This is a genomic window from Rufibacter aurantiacus, from assembly GCF_017916345.1.
GTDB classification, from domain to species: Bacteria; Bacteroidota; Bacteroidia; order Cytophagales; family Hymenobacteraceae; genus Nibribacter; species Nibribacter roseolus.
The window spans coordinates 17,646-37,345 of the sequence record NZ_JAFMSV010000004.1 but is presented as its reverse complement, the minus strand read 5'-3'; the positions used below and the strand labels follow the sequence as shown (position 1 = coordinate 37,345).

The following is a 19,700-nucleotide window of genomic DNA, read 5'->3' as shown; positions in this document are numbered from 1 at the left end:
GCCAAAATCCTTAACTTAGCGGCCCAACGGTGAGTGCTTTCAAGGGCGCGTACCGTTTCAGAACTGTTTTTAAGAAAAATGAACCTAAAAGGCGGCTGCGCCAGAAGTGGCCGTTTCCATCAATTTCAATCATTAGTGGCTATGAGAAAGAACATTGTTGCCGGCAACTGGAAAATGAACAAAACCTACCAGGATGCCCAGGCGCTGGTAAGTGAGATTGACAACATGGTGAAAGACGAGGTCACCGGAGACAACGTGGAGGTGATTGTGACGCCGCCGTTCCCGTTCCTGCATTCCATCAGCAAGCTCATTCAGGGAAATTCCCGCATGCATTTGGCGGCCCAGGATGTGAGCGCCCATGAGAGCGGCGCCTATACCGGCGAAGTATCGGCGGCTATGCTCAAGTCTGTAGGCGTGGAGTATGTGTTGGTGGGTCACTCAGAGCGCCGGCAGTACCACCACGAGGACGCAGACCTGCTGTTCAAGAAAATGAAAGCGGCGCTAGGTCAGGGCATCAAGCCTATTTTCTGCTGCGGCGAGCCGCTGGAAGTACGGGAGGCCGAAAACCATTTTGAGTACGTAGGCCAGCAACTGCGGGACACCGTGGCGCACCTGAGCAACGAGGAGTTTGACCAGATCGTGATCGCCTATGAGCCCATCTGGGCCATCGGAACGGGCCGTACCGCCAGCAGCCAGCAGGCGCAGGAGATGCACGCCTACATCAGGGAAGAGCTTTCCCGTTTGTTTGATGCCGAGGCAGCCTACAACAAAACCATTCTGTACGGCGGTAGCGCCAACCCTGGTAACGCCAAAGAGTTGTTTGCGCAGCCAGACGTGGACGGCGGCCTCATCGGCGGAGCTTCGCTCAAGTCAAGAGACTTCACTGATATCATTAAATCCTTCTAGTCTCCGCTGGCTGGGCTGCCTTATCGGGAGCCAGAATATTTATATAGTATAATCTTTATATTTTGGGCCTGTTTTGCATAAAACAGGCCCAAAATGCTTTTAAGCCAACTTACTATCGCGTCTGGCGTGGCCTGCGGCCGATATTTTATTTTGTGCTTTTCGCTTCCTTTTCTAGAAATAAGTCTAAAACGCAAGATTTTACTCTTATTTTCGTTGAAATATTTACCACCTCTTCTGTCAAATGGCAGAATTTGTATAAACACGCTTATGAGTTTTATTGAAGTAACCATCACCGCATCGCCAGAATACTCAGAAATCCTGATCGCGGAGCTGGGCGAACTTGGCTTCGACACCTTCCAGGACACCGAGGAAGGTTTCCAGGCCTATATTGAAGATGACCGTTTTTCTGAAGAAGACCTGCAGGAAGTTCTGGAGCGCTACAGCTTCGCCGGCGAGTTCCCGTACGAGACCCGCAACATCGCCAAGCAGAACTGGAACGAGGAGTGGGAGAAAAACTTTGAGCCACTGCTCATCGCCGGCAAGGTATCCGTGCGCGCCGATTTCCACCCCAAGCCGGAGGGGATTGAGTACGACATCGTGATCACGCCTAAAATGTCCTTCGGGACGGGCCACCACGAGACCACCACGCTCATGATTGAAAACCAATTAACCCTTGACCACGTTGGTAAGCGCGTTCTGGACATGGGCTGCGGGACCGGAATCCTGGCCATCATGGCCGAGCAGCTGGGCGCCCGCGAGGTGCTGGGCGTGGACATTGAGGACTGGACCGTGGAGAACGCCCGCGAGAACGCCGAGCGCAACAACTGCCAAACGTTGGAAGTGCGCCTGGGCGATGCTTCCGTGTTGCAGGGCGAAGCGCCCTTTGACCTCATCCTGGCCAACATCAACCGCAACGTGCTCCTGGAAGACATGCCGGTGTACAGCCAACTGCTGCAGGAAGGCAATCCCTTGGTGCTGAGCGGCTTCTATACTGAGGACCTTCCCATACTGCAGGAGAGGGCCACGGAGCTTGGCCTTATTTTTGAGTCGTCCAGAAACAAGAACAACTGGGTTTCGGCCATTTTCCGGAAAACAGCCACAAAATAGTCCGTTAATCAGCCTATTGATTATGAAGCATTGTTACCTCTTTCTGATTCTTTTATTGAGTGGCCTGGTCAGCCATGCCCAAAGCTATAAGGTCTCCGCTGAGGATCCTGAGCAGTTTGTGCTGGACATGCGCGCCATGATGGCCGGCACCAAGAACACCGCCGCTGTGCAGGTGGGCACCGGTTTTGAAGAGGCCTGGGCCAGCGGCCGCCTGAATTCCTCCCAGAAGAAGAAAGTCATGGACCTGGCGCAGGAAATGCTCAAGAAAAAGCTCAAGTCACGGCCGCACTTTGAGAATTTCCTGGGTACGGTGGGCTCCAGCGTGAACCTGCACCAGTACACCGGCGCCAACCTGGACCAGCTGCTTAAAGTGATGGAGCAGACTCTCCAGAAGCAGGATGTCAAGGTATATGAGAAATTCCTGGCCAACACCCAGCAGTTCTTGCTGAGTAAGACGCTCTACAAAGGACCTACCAACAGCCTTCAGGCGCAAGGTGGTGCCTTTACGTTTGAGTACCGCGAGGGCACCGCGGCCCCCGCCGCTGATTCTGGCTGGGGAGCACAGGAAACGCCTGCCGCCACTCCTGCTACTGCCGGTAAAACACCTGCCAAGCAAACCCCAGACGCCAAAGCCACGGCGGCGGCCCCCAAGCCCGCTGCCAAGAAGGTAGCCAAACCGGTGGAAGAAGATCCCTGGGCTGCTCCCAAAAAAGCATCCAAACCGGTAGAAGAAGACCCTTGGGCCGCCTGGGACACGCCTAAGAAAGTGAGCAAGCCTGCACCTAAAACCGCCAAGAAATCAAGCAACGGTAAAAAGTCAACCGATACTAAATCTGCAGTGGCTAAAAAAGAACCAGCTCCGGAGAAGGCAGAGCCGGTGAAACCAGTGGAGGCAGAATACTTTGCGGCTCCGTTGCCGGTCCTGGCTGGTCCGGTGGTGGTGTTGGAGAAATCTAACCTGGTGTTTACCTCCGCGTCTGACTCGGTGACCATCAAGGAAGCTACCGGGGCTATTTCATTGGCCAGCGGAATCTATGCCGGAAACGGCGGTAAACTGGTCTGGAACCAATTGGGCGGAGATGCTACCGCCGAATTCAAAGGCCTTACTTTTGAGATAGCCAAACCGGCTTTCAAGGCCGAGGATGTTACGCTTACTTATCCGGCGGTATTGGAAAACAGCATCCGGGGGAACCTGGAATATCGGCTTACCAAGGCTAAAGCAAACGGAGATAACGGCTATCCTAAGTTCATTTCGCACACCAATAACGCCAAAATCAAGCGCTTCGGAGAAGATATCAAGTACCTGGGTGGGCTTTCACTTGCCGGTGGTACCCTTATGAGTGCCGCGCTGGATGCCAGCCCTTCCACTATCTGGGTGTCAGACAAAGGAGAGCGCAAATTCAGGGCTACCTCGCGTAACTACACCATCAATGATTCTTTGATCACCGCCCCCGAAGCGGGTATCGCCCTGTTTCAGGGGAAAGATTCCATCACCCACCCGGGCGTGAAGTTCAAGTACAACAAGGCTGGGAAACGGCTGGTGCTCATCAACCCCGAGGGACTGTACAAGCTTACGCCTTATTACCATTCTTACCACCAGGTGGAGCTCACCACTGACATGGCCGCCTGGAACATTACGGAGCCTAACATAGACTTCTCCATCCTCACTGCGAAAAACCAGGTGCCGGTGCAGGTGAACTCCAAGGAGTACTTCACCGAGACACGTTTCCAGCAGATCAAGACCATCTCCAACTTCCACCCGCTGTACACCACCGTAGGTTATGGGGCGAAGGTGGGCAGCCAGACGTTCTATCTGGCGCAGATGTCTGAAGACACGAAGATCAAGAAGGAGGTGCTGCACCAGGCGCTCACTACCCTGGCCCAGGAAAACTTCCTGGACTATGACGCGACCACGGGATTGGTGCACCTGCGCGAGAAAGCCTACCACTACGTGGACGCCTCCCGTAACAAGAAAGACTACGACTACATCAACCTGAACGCTTTGTCACCGGCGGGCCGCAATGCTACGCTGGACCTGGCCAGTGGTGACCTGATTCTGCGGGGGGTGGAATCCTTCGCTTTTAACAAAGACTCCTCAGTGGTAGTGGAGCCAGACAGCCAGATCGTACGCATCAAGAAGAACCGTAACATGCTCTTCAACGGGAAAGTCAAATCCACTGACTTTAGCTTCAGAGGCAAGGAATTCCTTTTTGACTACGACGGCTTCTTTATTGACCTGGCCAAAATAGACTCTACGGTACTTACCACCAGAACCAAGGCCAAGGACGGTAAAGAAAAGGAAACGCCTTTCACCCTGGTAAACCGCGGCGGCAAAGGCCAGGCCAAACTGTACCTTAACCGTCCAGACAATAAATCTGGCAGTAAGAAATCACAGGGCTACCCGGCGCTGGATGCTATCTCAGGGGCTACGGTATACTTCAACAAACCCGAGATCCTGGGTGGGGTATATGACACAACTGTGTACTTCAACATTCCGCCGTTCAAGATTGACAGCATGGCCAGTACCAAGCACAACGTCATCGGGTTCAAGGGAACGTTCAACTCGGGGGGCATTTTCCCGCCTTTTGAGACTAAATTGGCCATTCAGCCAGACGGTGCGCTGGGCTTCCAGTATCCGGTGCCTAAGGCAGGTTTCGCGGTGTACGGCGGCAAAGGGCGCTTCACCGATACGCTTACCATGGATACCAAAGGTTTGCGCGGGAAAGGTGTTTTGAGCTACCAGACCGCTACCATGAACTCGCCGGGCTTTGTGTTCTTCGTGGACTCGGCTATTACCGAGGTAGGAAAGAAAGGAAGCTTCAAAGAAGGCACTGTGGCGCAGGGTTCTTACCCTAGCGGAACCTTCAAAGCCTTCAAGATGAACTGGAAACCTTATAAGGATACCCTACAGATCCATACCGTGAACCGCGAACTCATGAGCATCTTCAATGACCGGTTTACTTACAAAGGCATGCTGGGCTTTACGCCGTCATCCTTGTTTGGGAATGGCGTGGTGGAGAACAAAGAAGTGGCCATGAAGTCCCCGCATTTCGTGTTCAAGAAAGGCCTCATCCACGGAAACCAGGCCGGTATGGAAGTGGCTTCCTCTGATAAGAAAACGCCCGCGCTCACTACCTATGACGTAGTCTTGGATTTCCACATGGATGAAGGCTACGCAGAGTACAAAGCTGAGAGAATTGGCAGCGCCACGACTGAGTTTCCGTTTGCCAAGTACAAATCTTCTCTGTCTGCTGGTAAGTGGGATTTCAAAACCAGGAAACTCACCCTGACCAGCGGGAATACAGACGGAGGCGAGTCTTACTTCTACTCCATGAAAACAGGTGACGACTCGCTGGCCTTCAAAGCCAAAGGAGCTACCTATGATTTCAGCAACTATACGCTGGTAGCTACCGGGGTGCCGTACATTCCTGTTGGGGACAGCTACATTGTCCCAGACAGCAATAGGGTGCAGTTTATGAAGGATGCCGACCTGAGAACCTTCCAGAGAGCCAGTCTGGCCATGGACTCTGTGCAGAAACACCACCAGATGGTGAAAGGGGAACTGCACGTGGATAACCGGTTTGGTATCACGGGTAACGCTATCTACACCTTCGCCAATGCCGGTGGAGACGCCTACAAGATCAAATTTGATAAGTTTGCCTGGCAGAAACCAGAAGGCGGGAAGAAAGACGAGCCCAAAGCCCCGGCCTTCTTCCTGGCCGAAGGAACGGTGCCAGAGAAAGACACTTTGTTTATCATCCCTAAAGTGCGCTACTACGGTAACGTGTCCATAGCCTCGAACAAGAAGACCCTGAACTTTGACGGACATGCCAAGATGCTCTTCGGGGGCAAGGAGAGCGCCGACTGGTTCCCGTACAAGCGCGACGGCGTAGACCCGGAGGATGTGCGCATAGAAATCAAGGACCCGGCCCTGGCAGATGGAACGCCGCTCAAAACCGGGGTCCACATCAATGCCACCTCGGGTAAGATCTACAACACGTTTGTCTCCAAGAAGCAGTTTGACGATGACATAGACGTGTTTGACGTGCAGGGAGTACTTTCTTTCAACAAGGAAGAAAAGATGTACAAGATAGGAGATGAAGGCCGGGCCTACGGAAACTCCTACACCGGTAACATGCTCCAGTACAATGATGTTACAAAAGAGGCCAAATACGACGGACAGTTCAACCTGATCAGACGCGTAAAAGGTTTCAAAATGACGACTGTGGGCAGCGGTACCGGCCGCACCGATAGCAGCCAGTATGAGTTAGACACCTTTATGGCCTTTGACTTTGACGCACCGGAACAGGCCATAGAAAGCATGGGCGCCAAAGTGGCGAAAGAGGTAGCCGGACTTCCGGAAGGGATAGATTTAAATAACCCTACGCTTCCGTTTAAACTGGCGGCCTTCATTGGCGACAAAGGCGTGCCCGCCTTCACGGCTGCCACGGCCAAAGGATACGTTCCTTTCTCAAAGATCTCTGAGAAGCTCATCCATACGCTGGTACTGAACCAGGTGAACCTTAAATGGTCGCCAAAGAAAAATGCCTGGTACAGCGTAGGCCCAATCAGTATAGCGGGTATTAACAAAACGGATGTAAACGCCAAGATCACGGGATACATTGAAATAAAAGCAGGCGCCACAGGCGATGCCGTTGCGATGTACCTGGAGGTGAATCCTTATCTGTGGTATTACTTCAACTTCTTTGAAGGAGGCCTGGGCATGACTTCTTCAGATCCGCAGTTTAACGGAGCGGTGGCTTCCAAGTCAAAAGGAAGAACCGTGGCCGGGGGAGATTACACCTTCTACCCGCTGGAAGACATAGACAGAATGGAGTTTGTGAATTACTTCCGGAAGACGTACTTGGGCAAAGAGCCTCTGAAAGCCGCGCCGCAACCGGTGTACAATACCTTTGACACCGCCACTGAGGAAGACTCCGGCAAGAAGAGCAAGAAGAAAAAGAAAGGCGAGGAAATGGTGGACACTGGCGCCACACCGCCGGGCTTTGATACCCCTGTAACCCAGTCAGAGGAACCTAAAACCAAGAAGAAAAAGAAAGAAGAGGTCACTGATGCCGTTCCCGCTGGCTTTGAAACCCCGGTAGCTCCGGTAGAAGAAGCCAAAGGCAAAGACAAGAAGAAAAAAAAGGAGGCAGAAGTTGATGTTCCTTCAGGCTTTGAAACCCCGGTAACCAACGGCCAGGAAGAGACTTCTGACAAAAAGAAAAAAGACAAGAAGAAGAAAGCAGGGGAGACTCCGCCCGACATTCCGCCTACCGGCAACTAACTGAGAGGCAGCTTACCTTCATTACCTTTTTGAACATCCCGTTTTCAGGCTGATTTTACAGAAACAGCCCGGAAACGGGATGTTTCGTGTCTGGTGACCGGGGTGTTGGGCCATGCTGCGGGTTTGCCTATATTTGAAGGATAATAGGCAGCTAAAACGCAAGAACAGTTGCCAGGTAGAAGAAAAACGCACGCATCTAACACCAGAATAGCATGGAGATAGTCATTATTGGCGGAATCATTTTGTTGGCTTATCTGATTGGTTCTATCCCTACGGCGGTGTGGGTGGGCAAAAAGTTTTACGGAATTGACGTGCGGCAGCACGGCAGCGGTAACGCCGGCGCTACCAATACCTTTAGGGTGCTGGGTAAAAAGCCCGGGTCTATTGTCATGGCCGTGGATATTTTCAAAGGCTGGGCAGCCACCTCGCTGGCCAATCTGCTGGTGAACTGGGAAGTAATAGAGCCGCAGCAACTGATCATGTTCAAACTCATTCTGGGCGTGGTAGCCGTGGTTGGTCATATTTTCCCGGTGTACGTGGGCTTTAAAGGAGGCAAAGGCGTAGCCACAGTGATGGGCATGGTGCTGGCCGTGCATCTGCCGGTGGCCCTGATCTGCCTGGGTATTTTTGTGGTGGTGCTGCTGCTGACCAAATACGTGTCGCTCAGCTCCATGCTGGCGGCCATTTCTTTCCCTTTGCTCTTGATGCTGCCTATGTTCCGGCCAGATAACCTGCTGCTGCCTATCTTCGGGATCTTCATTGCCGTGATGGTGGTCCTGACCCATAAGAAGAACATCAACCGGTTGTTGCAGGGCGTGGAAAGCAAAGCCAACATCAATCCTTTCGGCAAAAAGTAACCAGCTCCAATTTGGGCAGGTGTCTATTTTTCGTTTCTAGGCCATTTTCAGGAAATCGGGCTGAAGCCGGAAATACTATTTGCATAGCGCACCTGTGAATCCGGCAGGAGCCTAAATTCATGATAAAGGCGGCTTTCTTTCCTTAGAAGGACGCTTTTTGTTTTTAACTTCACCCATCATCAATCCCATACTATGAAAGCCTATATTGAAGAGAACAAAGACCGGTTTCTGCAAGAGTTGCTGGAGTTGTTACGTATTCCATCGGTGAGCGCAGACCTGTCTTTTAAAGGAGACGTGATGCGAGCGGCTGAATTCCTGAGAGAGAAGTTAGAGGCTGCCGGGGCAGACAACGCGCAGCTGTTCCAGACGGCGGGTAACCCCATTGTCTACGCAGATAAAATTATTGACCCGGCTTTGCCAACGGTATTGGTATACGGGCACTATGACGTGCAGCCCGCCGATCCTTATGAACTGTGGAACTCGCCGCCGTTTGAGCCCGTGATCAAAGACGAGAAAATTTACGCCCGCGGTGCCTGCGATGACAAAGGCCAGACCTACATGCACGTGAAAGCTTTTGAGACCATGATGCAGCAGCAGACACTGCCCTGCAACGTGAAGTTCATGATTGAGGGCGAAGAAGAAGTAGGCTCCGTAAACCTGGCCACCTTCGTGAAAGAAAATAAAGAAAGACTGAGCGCCGATATCATTATCATCTCAGACACCGGTATGCTGGCCAACGATGTGCCATCGGTAACCACCGGTTTGCGCGGCCTAAGCTACCACGAGGTTGAGGTAACCGGACCAAACCGCGATCTGCACTCTGGTTTATACGGCGGGGCGGTGGCTAACCCCATCAACATCTTGTGTAAGATGATTGCCTCCTTACACGATGAGAACAACCACATCACCATTCCCGGGTTCTATGACAACGTGGAGGAACTAAGCCAGGAAGAACGCGCTGAGATGGCCCGCGCCCCTTTCAGCCTGGATGCCTACAAAGAAGCCCTTGACCTGTCTGATGTACACGGCGAGGCTGGCTATAGCACCATGGAGCGCAACTCTATCAGGCCTACGCTGGATGTGAACGGCATCTGGGGTGGCTATACTGGCGAGGGCGCCAAAACGGTGATTCCGTCCAAGGCGTTTGCCAAAATCTCTATGCGCCTGGTGCCGCACCAGACCTCAGAGGAAATCAGCGAATTGTTCCAGAAACATTTTGAGTCTATTGCCCCACCCAGCGTGAAAGTGGTGGTGAAGCCGCACCACGGCGGTGAGCCGGTAGTCACGCCTACCACCTCGGCGGGTTACCAGGCAGCGGCCAAGGCCATGGAAGACACCTTCGGGAAGAAGCCGGTACCGGTACGTAGCGGCGGCTCTATTCCAATTGTGGCCATGTTCAAGTCTGTGCTGGAGACCGATACCGTGCTTATGGGCTTCGGGCTGGATTCAGATGCCATTCACTCTCCCAATGAGCATTTTGGGGTGTTCAACTTCATGAAAGGCATTGAAACCATTCCGCTGTTCTACCAGCATTTTACCCAATTGCACGGTAAGAATTGAAAACTTAAACGCCGCCGTTTTCAAGCCGATTTGCTGAAAATGGCCTCTAAACAGAAAAGCCCTGCCCTCATCAAGAGGGCAGGGCTTTTTACTTCTGCAAAGCTTTATGTTTTCGGCCTATGAATTATCTGCTCAGCGGGAAGCCTAAAGATAACTGGATAGAAGAGTGACGGGCGTTTTTGAACTCGCCGCGGGCCGGAGAATCATCGGTCAGTTCTGTGAAAGCGCCGTTGTAACGCAGACCCAAGCTGATGCCGTTTCCAGCCGCGAATCCAAGACCGGCAGCGTAGCCTACCTCAAAGTCTGAGTAGCCAGATTTGCTTTTCTCGCTCACGTTGCGGTCTACCAACTCGCCGTTGCGGTACTCTTTGGTTTTGTCGTTCACGCTCACCAGGTAAGAAACCTGCGGACCGGCCTCAAAGAAGAAGCTGCTGGCTTTTACGCGGGCCAAAACCGGAACGTCAATGTAGTTGAAGTTGGCAGTTCCTTCGTAGCGGTACTCAGTGCCCAGCAGGTTGGTCTCTACTTTGTCATCATACTTATACCCTTTGTTGGAGTACAGCACCTCTGGCTGGATAGAGAAGAAATCACCTACAACGGGTGCGTTGAAATAAACCCCGGCGTTGAAACCTATTTTGTTGTTGAATCTTTCCTCGTTCTGAAGATCGCCGGAGAGGTTAGAATAGTTAAGACCTCCTTTGATCCCGAAGGTTGCCTGTGCCTGTGCTGCATATGAGGCTACAACCGCTACAAATAAGAAGACGAATTTTTTCATGATTTTAAAAAGTTGATTTTAGTTCCCTTGTTTGAAGATATTTTATCAAACACTGTGCCTAAATTCAGGTAATGGCCATGTCAAACTGGGATTTAGGGTTTGCGAAAGCTAAGTGCCTGAATGATAAGGGTAAAAAAATAGGAGGAACTGCCAGCGGCCGTTCCTCCTATTTCAAGAATTTACTTTTGATTATCTGCCACCAAACACATACCCAAGGGTAAGTTGGAAGGCAGAGTTGCGGGCATTGGCCAACTCATCGTTGTCATTATCTTTGGCGAGGGCGTTGATGCCGCCGGTATACCGCAGACCTAAGCTAAGGCCATTTTGGGCCTGGTATCCTAAACCAGCGGCGTAGCCAATCTCTAATTCAGCTAATTGGTCTTTCTCTACCTTTCTGGAAGTATCAGTGTCTCTTCCGTTGACGATTGTTTCTGTATTGTCTTTGATCCCTAACAGGTAAGAGGCTTGAGGTCCTCCTTCAAAGAACAAACCACCGGCGTTGATTCTTAATAGAACCGGTAAGTCCAGGTAGTTATAGTTCATGTCACCTTTGCTCTTGTATTCATTGTTGCCAATGGTGTACTTTTCATCACGGTACTGGTAGCCGCGCTGCGAGAAAAGAAGTTCTGGCTGGATAGACAGGAAGCCATCGCCGCTCAGGTCAAAGTTAGAGGTGATACCACCCACAAAGCCTAGTTTGTTCTGGTAGATATCTTCGTTGGCCAACTCTTTTCCTGAAATGTTAGAGTAGTTTACTCCAGCTTTGATTCCGAATTTTGGGCCAGTTTGCGCTTGTGCAATACCAAATGAAAGCACGGCTGCTACAAATAATACAATCTTTTTCATAGAGGTAATAGAATTAGGTTATGGGTTGTTTGTCTGACATACCCTTTTAAAACTCACCCCATTATACGGTATCGTAGCAAAATGTTGTTTTTTTACAGATTAAGTTTCTAAACAGGAAGGAGAACTTCATTTTAAACAACTTAGAAAAAGATAAAAATACAGTTTAGAAGCTTTGTTTTTCAACGCATTAGCCCTTTTTGGCCCAGGCTCTAAGCAATACACGTCTATGCCGGAAATAAAAAATAAGTATTTCTTCTTAAGGGCTGTTTTCAGGAAAACGGCCCTTAAACTCATGGCAAGGAAATGGATTGTAAGTATCTGAATTAAGGGAGTAAGTAGGTAGAATAGGCGCAGGGACTGCATGGTAAAATAAAAGGGCCTCAGATGAGGCCCTTTAGCTTTGCGAGAACTGGTTACTTTCTTATAAGTATGTAACTCAATGATAACTGAATGTTTGAGTTATAGACTTTTGCTTCACTTTTTCTAGGAAGTTTTGAGAGTCCGCCATTGTACCGTAAGCCAATTCCGATGCCAGCGGGCAGTTCATAGCCAAGACCAGCCGCATACCCAATGTCTACCCTTTTGAGTCCGTTCAGTGGCGTAGAGATTTTACTGTCACCCTCCGTCACTTTGAGCCTGGAGGAGATTTTATAGCCTATGGAGGGTCCGCCTTCAAAGAACAAGCCAATAGCGTTCACCCTGAATAGGACCGGAATATCAATATAGTTTACCTGGGCCCTCAGTATGGCATCACCTTCGCCTTCCGCTTTGAAGCCTTTGTTAGACAACTGAATCTCCGGGCGGAATGAGGCAAAGGCAGAAAACTTATAATCTAAAAAGGCACCTACGTGGTAGCCTGCTTTGCTTTTGGTTCCGCCTACGTTCGCCCCGGTCCAGTTGCTGAAGTTGGCTCCGCCTACTACCCCAAAGTTGGTGCTTTCCTGGGCTTGAGCAAAGTAAGTAGTAAATAGTGCCGCTATGAATGGTAGTAGTTTTCTCATGGAATGAGGGTTTGATCTTAAAATTTGTATTTAGAGGGAAGAATGCGGTGCTAAATACTAAGATTTAGTTCTTTTTCCTATGTTAGATGCTAGATCAGCCTGCTGTTTTGGAGTGCAATGAGGGTAAGTTATTGAAGAATAGTGCAAAGTACACGAAGAGGTTCTGCTTGGTCATGAGGGTAGAACTTGGGGATAGCATGGCAGAGCCTACATAACCCCAAATAAGGGGCAAATAAAAAAGGGACCTCATGTGAGGCCCCTTTTAAAATCATTTGAAGAGAGGATTATCTACCTCCAAACATGTAGCTTAAAGACAGCTGGAAGACAGAGTTACGTACTTTGATATCATCATCTTCATTGATGCTGGTGATACCGCCTTGGTAGCGCAGCCCAATGCCAAGGCCAGCAGGCATCTGGTAACCTATACCAGCAGCGTACCCGAATTCAAATTTTTTGTAGCCTTCTCCTTCTTCTGTATCCAGGTCAATCTCTTCGCCATCAATTTCCAGCGTGTTTTTATCGTTTACCATGAAGCCCAGGGTAGGTCCTAACTCAAAAAACAGGCCGCCGGCATTAATGTGGGCCAGAATTGGAACGTCAATGTAGCTAAGTCTTGATTTCAGCGTGACTTCCTCGCCGTCTTCTTCACCTTCAAACTTGAAGCCCTTCAAAGAGTACAGTAATTCTGGCCGGATAGAGACCATTTCAGAGATGCCGTAGTCTGCGAAGAGACCACCATGGAAACCAAAGATATACTCAGCGTCATCCAGGTCATCACCCATAACGTTGGTAAAGTTCCCGCCTGCTTTGATACCCAATTTAATGCCCTCCTGGGCCTGGGCAAAGTAAGTGGTGAACAATGCAGCAATAAAGAATAATAGCTTTTTCATGAAGTTTATGATTTAGGTTAGGTAATTGATGAAGGGAAACGTCCGGCAAGGAAGGTATGCAGGAAAAGATACTTTCTGCGATTATCTCAGTGTGTAACTCACGCCCAATTGGAAGGAAGAATTGAAGGCTTTGGCTTCTCCTGACTTATCTAACTTGCTCAAACCACGGTTATAGCGTAAGCCCAGGCCAAGACCGCTTTGGAACTGGTAGCCAACTCCGGCCGCAACGCCAAGGTCAAACTTGTTGAATTCATCGGTCACGGTTTCGGTTTCTTCATACTCCTCGCCCATGATCTCGCCTTCGTCTCTTGATTTTGCGCTTAACAGAAAGGAGAAGGTTGGGCCAGCCTCAATAAAGAAATTACCGGCTTTAAATCTGCCTAGTACCGGAAGGTCAATGTAGTGGGAGGTGAGGTATGATTTATACTCAAAGTCTTCTTCCTCGGCTTCAGCATAGAAGCCTTTTAAAGAGTAAAGGAGCTCAGGCCTGATGGAAAACTGATCTGAAAGACCATAGTCTAAGAAACCGCCCGCATGAAGACCAAGGAGGTTGCCTAGATTCTCTGTGTCCTTGCCAACAACACTGCTCACATTAACACCTGCTTTCAAACCTAATTTGATGCCGTCCTGGGCCTGGGCAAAATAGGTAGTGAATAATGCGGCAATCAAAAAAACTACTTTTTTCATGAGTGGATAATAAGGGTTTAGATGTTTTTGAGGTTTAGTAATGGGTAATGCTATTTAGAATAAATATTGGTTTTTGTATATACCAAAAAGTAAGTATAAAGTCTCTGGCCTGAGCTGCTAAAGAATCTTTGAGGGTAGTGAACATATGGGTGAATTTTAAGAGGTTAAGGTTCTTACTTTTTTTGTCACGCACTACCCCACATTCATGCATTTGGGAGAGCAAGGGGCTTTTGCGTTGCCATGCTTCCTCTACTAGACAGCCTTATATTAGATAACCCCTATCCTATGCGGAAATAAAAAATCCTCCTGACGGACTGCTTTGGGAAAGCATAGTCTATCAGGAGGAAAGAGAAGATGCGAGTCTGTGAACGAGTATTAGCCAGCCCAACCTTCGCGGTCCAGGCTGCGATATTGGATGGCCTCAGCCAGGTGCTCTATTTTGATGTCTTCAGAGCCGGCCAAATCGGCAATGGTGCGGCTTACTTTTAAGATGCGGTCATAGGCACGCGCCGAGAGCCCCAGTTTCTCCATGGCAGCTTTCAGGAGCAAGCGGCCGGCCTCGTTGATGCGGCACAAATCTTTTACCATCTGCGGAGGCATCATGGCGTTGGAGTGGATGTCGGGGAAATCCTGGAAACGTTTGGCCTGCCATTGGCGCGCCCGTTCTACCCGCTCGCGTATGTCGGCACTGGTCTCGGTTTTGCGGGTCTCCGTCATCTGATCAAAAGAAACCGGGGTGACCTCCACGTGCAGGTCAATGCGGTCCAGCAAGGGGCCGCTTACTTTGTTTAGGTAACGCTGCACCACGCCCGGTCCGCAGACACAGTCTTTGCTGGGATCGTTATAGAAGCCACAGGGGCACGGGTTCATGCTGGCCACCAGCATAAAATTGGCCGGGAAATCAATTGTAAGGCGCGCCCGCGAGATACTTACCCGCCGTTCTTCCAGGGGCTGGCGCATGACTTCCAGAACCGTACGTTTGAACTCGGGTAACTCATCCAGGAACAGAACCCCGTTGTGCGACAGGGAGATTTCGCCGGGCTGCGGATTTCCGCCGCCGCCTACCAATGCTACATCTGAGATGGTATGGTGCGGGGCCCTGAACGGTCGCTGCGCCAGGAGAGAACCCTGTGCGCCCAGTTTACCGGCTACCGAATGGATTTTTGTAGTCTCCAGCGCCTCATGTAGGGTAAGTGGCGGCAGGATGGATGGCAGGCGTTTGGCCAACATGGTTTTACCGGCACCGGGTGGACCAATCATGATTACGTTATGGCCGCCAGCCGCGGCAATCTCCAGCGCCCGCTTGATGTTTTCCTGGCCCTGTACATCGGCGAAATCGGCGGTATACTGGTGCATGGTCATCTGGAAGACGTCGCGGGTATCTACTTTAAGCGGATCAATGGCCAGATCGCCGAGCAGAAAATCAATGGCTTCCTTTAAGTTAGACACCCCAATCACGTCCAGGTTGTTCACAATGGCGGCTTCCTGGGCGTTCTGCTTGGGCAGGATAAATCCTTTGAACCCTTCTTTGCGGGCCTGGATGGCAATGGGCAGCACGCCTTTGATGGGCCGGAGCTCCCCGTCCAGCGCCAGTTCTCCCATGATGAGGTACTCTTCCAGATGATCGGTGAGGAGTTGTTCTGAGGCGGCCAGAATGCCCAGGGCTATGGGCAGATCGTAGGCCGAGCCTTCTTTGCGCACGTTAGCGGGAGCCATGTTGATGACTACTTTCTGGCGGGGCATCCGGTAGCCGTGGTGCTTGAGCGCCGACTCAATCCGCTGTTCGCTTTCTTTGATGGCATTGTCTGGCAAGCCTACCAGAAAATACTTGGTGCCTGGTGAAACGTTTACTTCAATGGTGATGGTGAAGGCATTCACGCCCTGTACGGCGCTTCCGAAGGTCTTTACAAGCATAGATGATTCTAATACAATTTTGGATATTATTTTGAAGCCCAACAGCATATGGCCGCAATAAATTCCGTGACAGATAACTAGAAGCAAAGCACTGACCAGATCCCCCTTCAAACCTAAAAGCTAAGGGGAGCCGAGTGTACATGTAAAAGGAATTTTTTAGGCCTGTCTTTAGAAAAGCAGGCGCAAAGCGTACCTGTAAGTAAAGGACCGATTTTATCAGGCCATGTGTTTCTCCAGTAGCAGAATCAGGATGTGGATGACTTTGATGTGGATTTCCTGGATTCTATCGGCGTAGCCGAAATGGGGTACTCTGATTTCTACATCGCTCAATGGAGCCAGTTTGCCGCCATCTTTGCCAGTGAGCGTAACCACAAGGGCACCCTGGGCTTTGGCGGCCTCGGCGGCTTTAAGCACGTTGGCTGAGTTGCCGCTGGTGCTGATGCCCAGCAACACATCGCCGGGTCTTACCAGGGCCTGCACGTAGCGGGAGAAAATGTGGTCATAGCCGTAGTCGTTAGACACGCAGCTCATGTGGCTGGGGTCTGAAATGGAGATGGCGGCCATGGGTGCCCGGTCATCGCGGTAGCGGCCGGTGAGTTCCTCGGCGAAGTGCATGGCGTCACACATGGAACCTCCGTTACCGCAGGAAAGAATCTTGCCTCCGTTCTTCAGGCTGTTGGCCATGAGCTGCGCCGCCGCTTCAATAGAGGAAACGGTGGCGGGCTGGGCCAGAAAATCGGTGAGGACTTGTTGGGCTTGTTGCAGTTCCTGCAGAATGAGGGCAGAAGGAGAGGTATTCATGTACTATACAAAAGGCCGGTGTTCTGCCGGCGGCAGGTTGGGGTTTTCGTCCGGATTTACGGTTGGCGGAATAGGAGCCGGCGTGATAATCAAAGTCTGCTCATCCTCCGCCGAAGTATCCGGGTTGCGGCTAGTTTGCGGCGGCACGTGCTCAGTTCTGGTAGGGGCAGGCTCCGGGATAAGCGGCGCGGCCGAGGTTTTCAGCTGCTGGTCATAGTGTTTCGCTTTCCACTCGGTGTGTTTCGCCTTCAGTTCCGTGTGTTGGCGGCGCTCGCGCTCAAGGCTCCGTTTTAGCGTGGCAATATACACGTTTTCTACCAAGAGTTCTGCCAGCAGCAACACGGCCCCAATCCAAAGCAGGTAGTTGAAGAACTCGGCGTCATGGGCTAAGTCAAATAGCATCACGAACTTAGATACGCTTAGTATGCGCAGCAGAAACAGAAAGGCAATGAGCAAATACGTCATCACCGCGATATTTATAAACTTCTTCAGAGATTCCATAACCGTACAGATTGCGGGTAAACATTAAGAATAATGAATATATACCTGTACGCAAAAGCTGGGAAATAGCTGTAGAAGAAAATGAAAGTGCTGTGTCTCAGGCCTGATTTCCAAAAAACAAGCCTGAAACAACCTGTAGAATGCCGGTTTTTACTGGCTTGTCTTGGCATTGTTTCCTGCCACCCTTTCTAAATTAGGAGGGGAGTTTCTGGCTGCTAACACTAAACCGTCAGCTCCAAAGACCACGTAGCATCTGAAAGGCCTGCGAGCGCCTGTGCCAACTGCCTCTCCTTCCTAAATCCAGAAAATCAGATCCATCCTGAGAATCCTGCTTCTGATAATTAATGCCAATCAGGAGATTGGCTGTACGGCTCTTGCGTAGAGCGCTACGCTAACTCTACGCAAAACGCACGATGCAGAAAAAGCAGAAGCCGTTTCAAGCTTGTTTGTAAGAAAACATGCCCGAAACGGCTTCTGTATAGCAGACGGAACCAGTTATGAGGTGTGCTGCATTTGGGTGAGTTTATGGTAGACGCCGCCGTGCTGCACCAGTTGAGCATGGTTTCCGCGCTCCACAATACGGCCGCCTTGCAGAACAATGATCTCGTCAGCGTGCTGGATGGTGCTGAGGCGGTGCGCGATCACCAGCGAGGTGCGGTTCTTCATGAGGTTGGTCAGGGCTTCCTGCACCAGTTTCTCAGACTCGGTGTCCAGCGCCGAGGTGGCCTCATCCATGATCAAAATTGGCGGGTTCTTGAGGATGGCGCGCGCGATGCTAAGCCGTTGACGCTGCCCACCCGACAGTTTGCTGCCCCGGTCACCAATCACGGTCTGGTAACCATCCGGGCTCTGCATGATAAACTCATGGGCGTTCGCGATCTTGGCGGCGGCTATGACCTCTGCCTCCGTGGCATCGGTTTTGTTGAAGGCGATGTTGTTAAAGATGGTGTCGTTGAAGAGGATAGATTCCTGCGTCACAATGCCCATTTGCTCCCGGATAGAGAACAACGAGCAATCGCGCAGATCCAGACCGTCAATGGTGATGGCGCCCTCGGTAGGGTCATAGAAACGCGGCAACAGATCGGCCAGAGTTGATTTTCCGCCGCCGGACGGACCCACCAGCGCGATGGTCTTGCCTTTAGGAATAGTCAGGTTGATGTTCTGCAGAATGGGATCGTTGGCGTACCGGAAACCTACATTCCTGAACTCAATAGCATCGGTGAACTCAGGCAGCGTTTTGGAGTCTGGCCGGTCCCGGATCAGAGGCTCAGTATCGATGAGGGCCAGCACGCGCTCGCCGGAAACCAGGCCGCGTTGGATGTTACTGAATGCGTTGGAAATGGCTTTTACCGGTACCAATACTTGCGAGAACAAAGCCAAGTAGGCAATGAGGTCTTCGCCGCCCAGATCAGACTCGCCGCGTAAAACCAAAGATCCGCCGTAGAACAGAATGCCTGCCACCGCCGAAACACCCATGAACTCAGAGAAAGGCGAGGCCAGGCTGCGTTTGTTGTTCATGGAAGTGATGATGCGCGCGTACAGGCTGTTGCTCTGCCGGAACTTGTCCAGTACGTACGGTTGGGCATTGAACCCTTTGATCACGCGCAGACCGCTCAAGGTCTCGTCAATAATGCCCAGGATAGAACCCAGCGCATCCTGCCCCTGCGACGACTGCCGTTTCAGTTTTTTGGAGATGCTGGAGATGATCAACCCCGAGACCGGAAGCACGAGCAAACTGAAAAACGTGAGCTGCGGCGAGATGTAGAAAAGCACTACAAAATACCCGATCAAGAGGAAAGGCTCCCGGAACAGCACGTTCAAAGTACTCACCACCGAGTTCTCCACTTCCTGCACATCGTTGGTGAGCGTTGACATGATGTTGCCCTTGCGCTGGTTGGAGAAAAAGCCAAGTTGTAATTGCGTAAGGCGCTCAAACACCTGCATCCTGAGGTTTTTCACCACCCGGGCCCGCACTACGCCCTCAATCCGGAGGCCGATGTAGCGGAACAGGTTGGCCAGCAGTACCGAGATCACCAGCATAAGACAGATGAAGCGCAAGGCCCCAATATTCCCCTCGGTCTGGATGATCTGACCCACATGGTAGTAGAAGAACTTGGTAAACCAACTGATATTGAACTCAAACGCCGGCACCGCCGCCGGAATGTCATTCATGTTTTTGGCTTGCCCGAACAGAACCTTCAGCAAAGGAGCCAACAACCCGAAGTTCAGAACCCCAAAGATGGTGGCCAATAAGGTGGCCATGGCGTACCACGGAACGTATTGGCTAAACGGCCGCGCAAACTTTAAAATGCGGAAATAAGTTTTCATTCCTGCAAAGGTACGGCTTTGCCGGAATGAAACCGCACCCGGTTCCAATATGCCTTTCGGGCTTGTTTTCTGTAAAAGAGGCAGAAAACGGCATGGGCCGCTACTCCTGAAGAATAGCGGCCCATGCTTTTAAATCCCATTCAAGGAAAATCCGGGGGGTACCTTGGCTGTTAACTTAGCCCTTTACCCACGCCGTTGTTATGTGTTCTCTTTAACAACCCAGACTACGGTGGCTGGCGC

General features: G+C 51.0%; 13 protein-coding genes and 1 pseudogene. 5 read left to right on the top strand and 9 right to left on the bottom strand.

Going from position 1 to position 19,700, the window contains the following annotated elements; all coding sequences use genetic code 11:
- Positions 1–141: 141 nt before the first annotated feature.
- From tpiA to J3P34_RS14950, 5 genes and pseudogenes are all read left to right on the top strand, one after another.
- Complete coding sequence (gene tpiA, locus J3P34_RS14970) at positions 142–906, top strand: triose-phosphate isomerase (protein ID WP_210489488.1); 765 nt, start codon at positions 142–144, stop codon at positions 904–906.
- Positions 907–1,173: 267 nt separating this feature from the next.
- Entirely contained in the window at positions 1,174–2,013 is an 840-nt protein-coding gene (gene prmA, locus J3P34_RS14965; protein WP_210489487.1) for a 50S ribosomal protein L11 methyltransferase, read from the top strand.
- 22 nt (positions 2,014–2,035) lie between these two features.
- Complete coding sequence (locus J3P34_RS14960) at positions 2,036–7,300, top strand: hypothetical protein (protein ID WP_210489486.1); 5,265 nt, start codon at positions 2,036–2,038, stop codon at positions 7,298–7,300.
- 212 nt (positions 7,301–7,512) lie between these two features.
- A complete protein-coding gene (gene plsY / locus J3P34_RS14955; protein ID WP_210489485.1) occupies positions 7,513–8,157 on the top strand; it encodes a glycerol-3-phosphate 1-O-acyltransferase PlsY in 645 nt (214 codons plus the stop codon).
- A 180-nt stretch (positions 8,158–8,337) separates the two neighbouring features.
- Positions 8,338–9,717, top strand: a pseudogene (locus J3P34_RS14950) (dipeptidase); the annotation flags it as partial.
- A gap of 124 nt (positions 9,718–9,841) precedes the next feature.
- Here the strand turns inward: J3P34_RS14950 and J3P34_RS14945 are convergent.
- The 9 genes from J3P34_RS14945 to J3P34_RS14905 form a co-directional block, all read right to left on the bottom strand.
- Entirely contained in the window at positions 9,842–10,492 is a 651-nt protein-coding gene (locus tag J3P34_RS14945; RefSeq protein WP_210461929.1) for a porin family protein, read from the bottom strand.
- Between the two features lie 189 nt (positions 10,493–10,681).
- The gene (locus tag J3P34_RS14940) at positions 10,682–11,338 is read right to left on the bottom strand and encodes a porin family protein (protein WP_210461927.1); all 657 of its coding nucleotides are present in this window, start codon (positions 11,336–11,338) and stop codon (positions 10,682–10,684) included.
- 413 nt (positions 11,339–11,751) lie between these two features.
- Positions 11,752–12,339, bottom strand: a complete 588-nt coding sequence (locus tag J3P34_RS14935) for a porin family protein (RefSeq protein WP_210489483.1) — start codon at positions 12,337–12,339, stop codon at positions 11,752–11,754.
- A gap of 284 nt (positions 12,340–12,623) precedes the next feature.
- Positions 12,624–13,229 (bottom strand): porin family protein, encoded by a 606-nt coding sequence (locus tag J3P34_RS14930; protein ID WP_210461923.1) that lies wholly within the window; start codon positions 13,227–13,229, stop codon positions 12,624–12,626.
- A gap of 81 nt (positions 13,230–13,310) precedes the next feature.
- Complete coding sequence (locus J3P34_RS14925; protein ID WP_210489482.1) at positions 13,311–13,916, bottom strand: porin family protein; 606 nt, start codon at positions 13,914–13,916, stop codon at positions 13,311–13,313.
- 375 nt (positions 13,917–14,291) lie between these two features.
- Complete coding sequence (locus tag J3P34_RS14920) at positions 14,292–15,830, bottom strand: YifB family Mg chelatase-like AAA ATPase (protein WP_210489481.1); 1,539 nt, start codon at positions 15,828–15,830, stop codon at positions 14,292–14,294.
- Positions 15,831–16,046: 216 nt separating this feature from the next.
- On the bottom strand, positions 16,047–16,631 hold the full coding sequence (gene lpcA / locus J3P34_RS14915; RefSeq protein WP_210461918.1) for a D-sedoheptulose 7-phosphate isomerase: 585 nt from the start codon (positions 16,629–16,631) through the stop codon (positions 16,047–16,049).
- 3 nt (positions 16,632–16,634) lie between these two features.
- Entirely contained in the window at positions 16,635–17,132 is a 498-nt protein-coding gene (locus J3P34_RS14910; protein ID WP_210461916.1) for a hypothetical protein, read from the bottom strand.
- Between the two features lie 495 nt (positions 17,133–17,627).
- Positions 17,628–19,460 carry an ABC transporter ATP-binding protein gene (locus J3P34_RS14905; RefSeq protein ID WP_210489480.1) on the bottom strand — a complete coding sequence of 611 codons (1,833 nt, stop codon included), beginning with the start codon at positions 19,458–19,460 and terminating at the stop codon, positions 17,628–17,630.
- Positions 19,461–19,700: the final 240 nt, after the last annotated feature.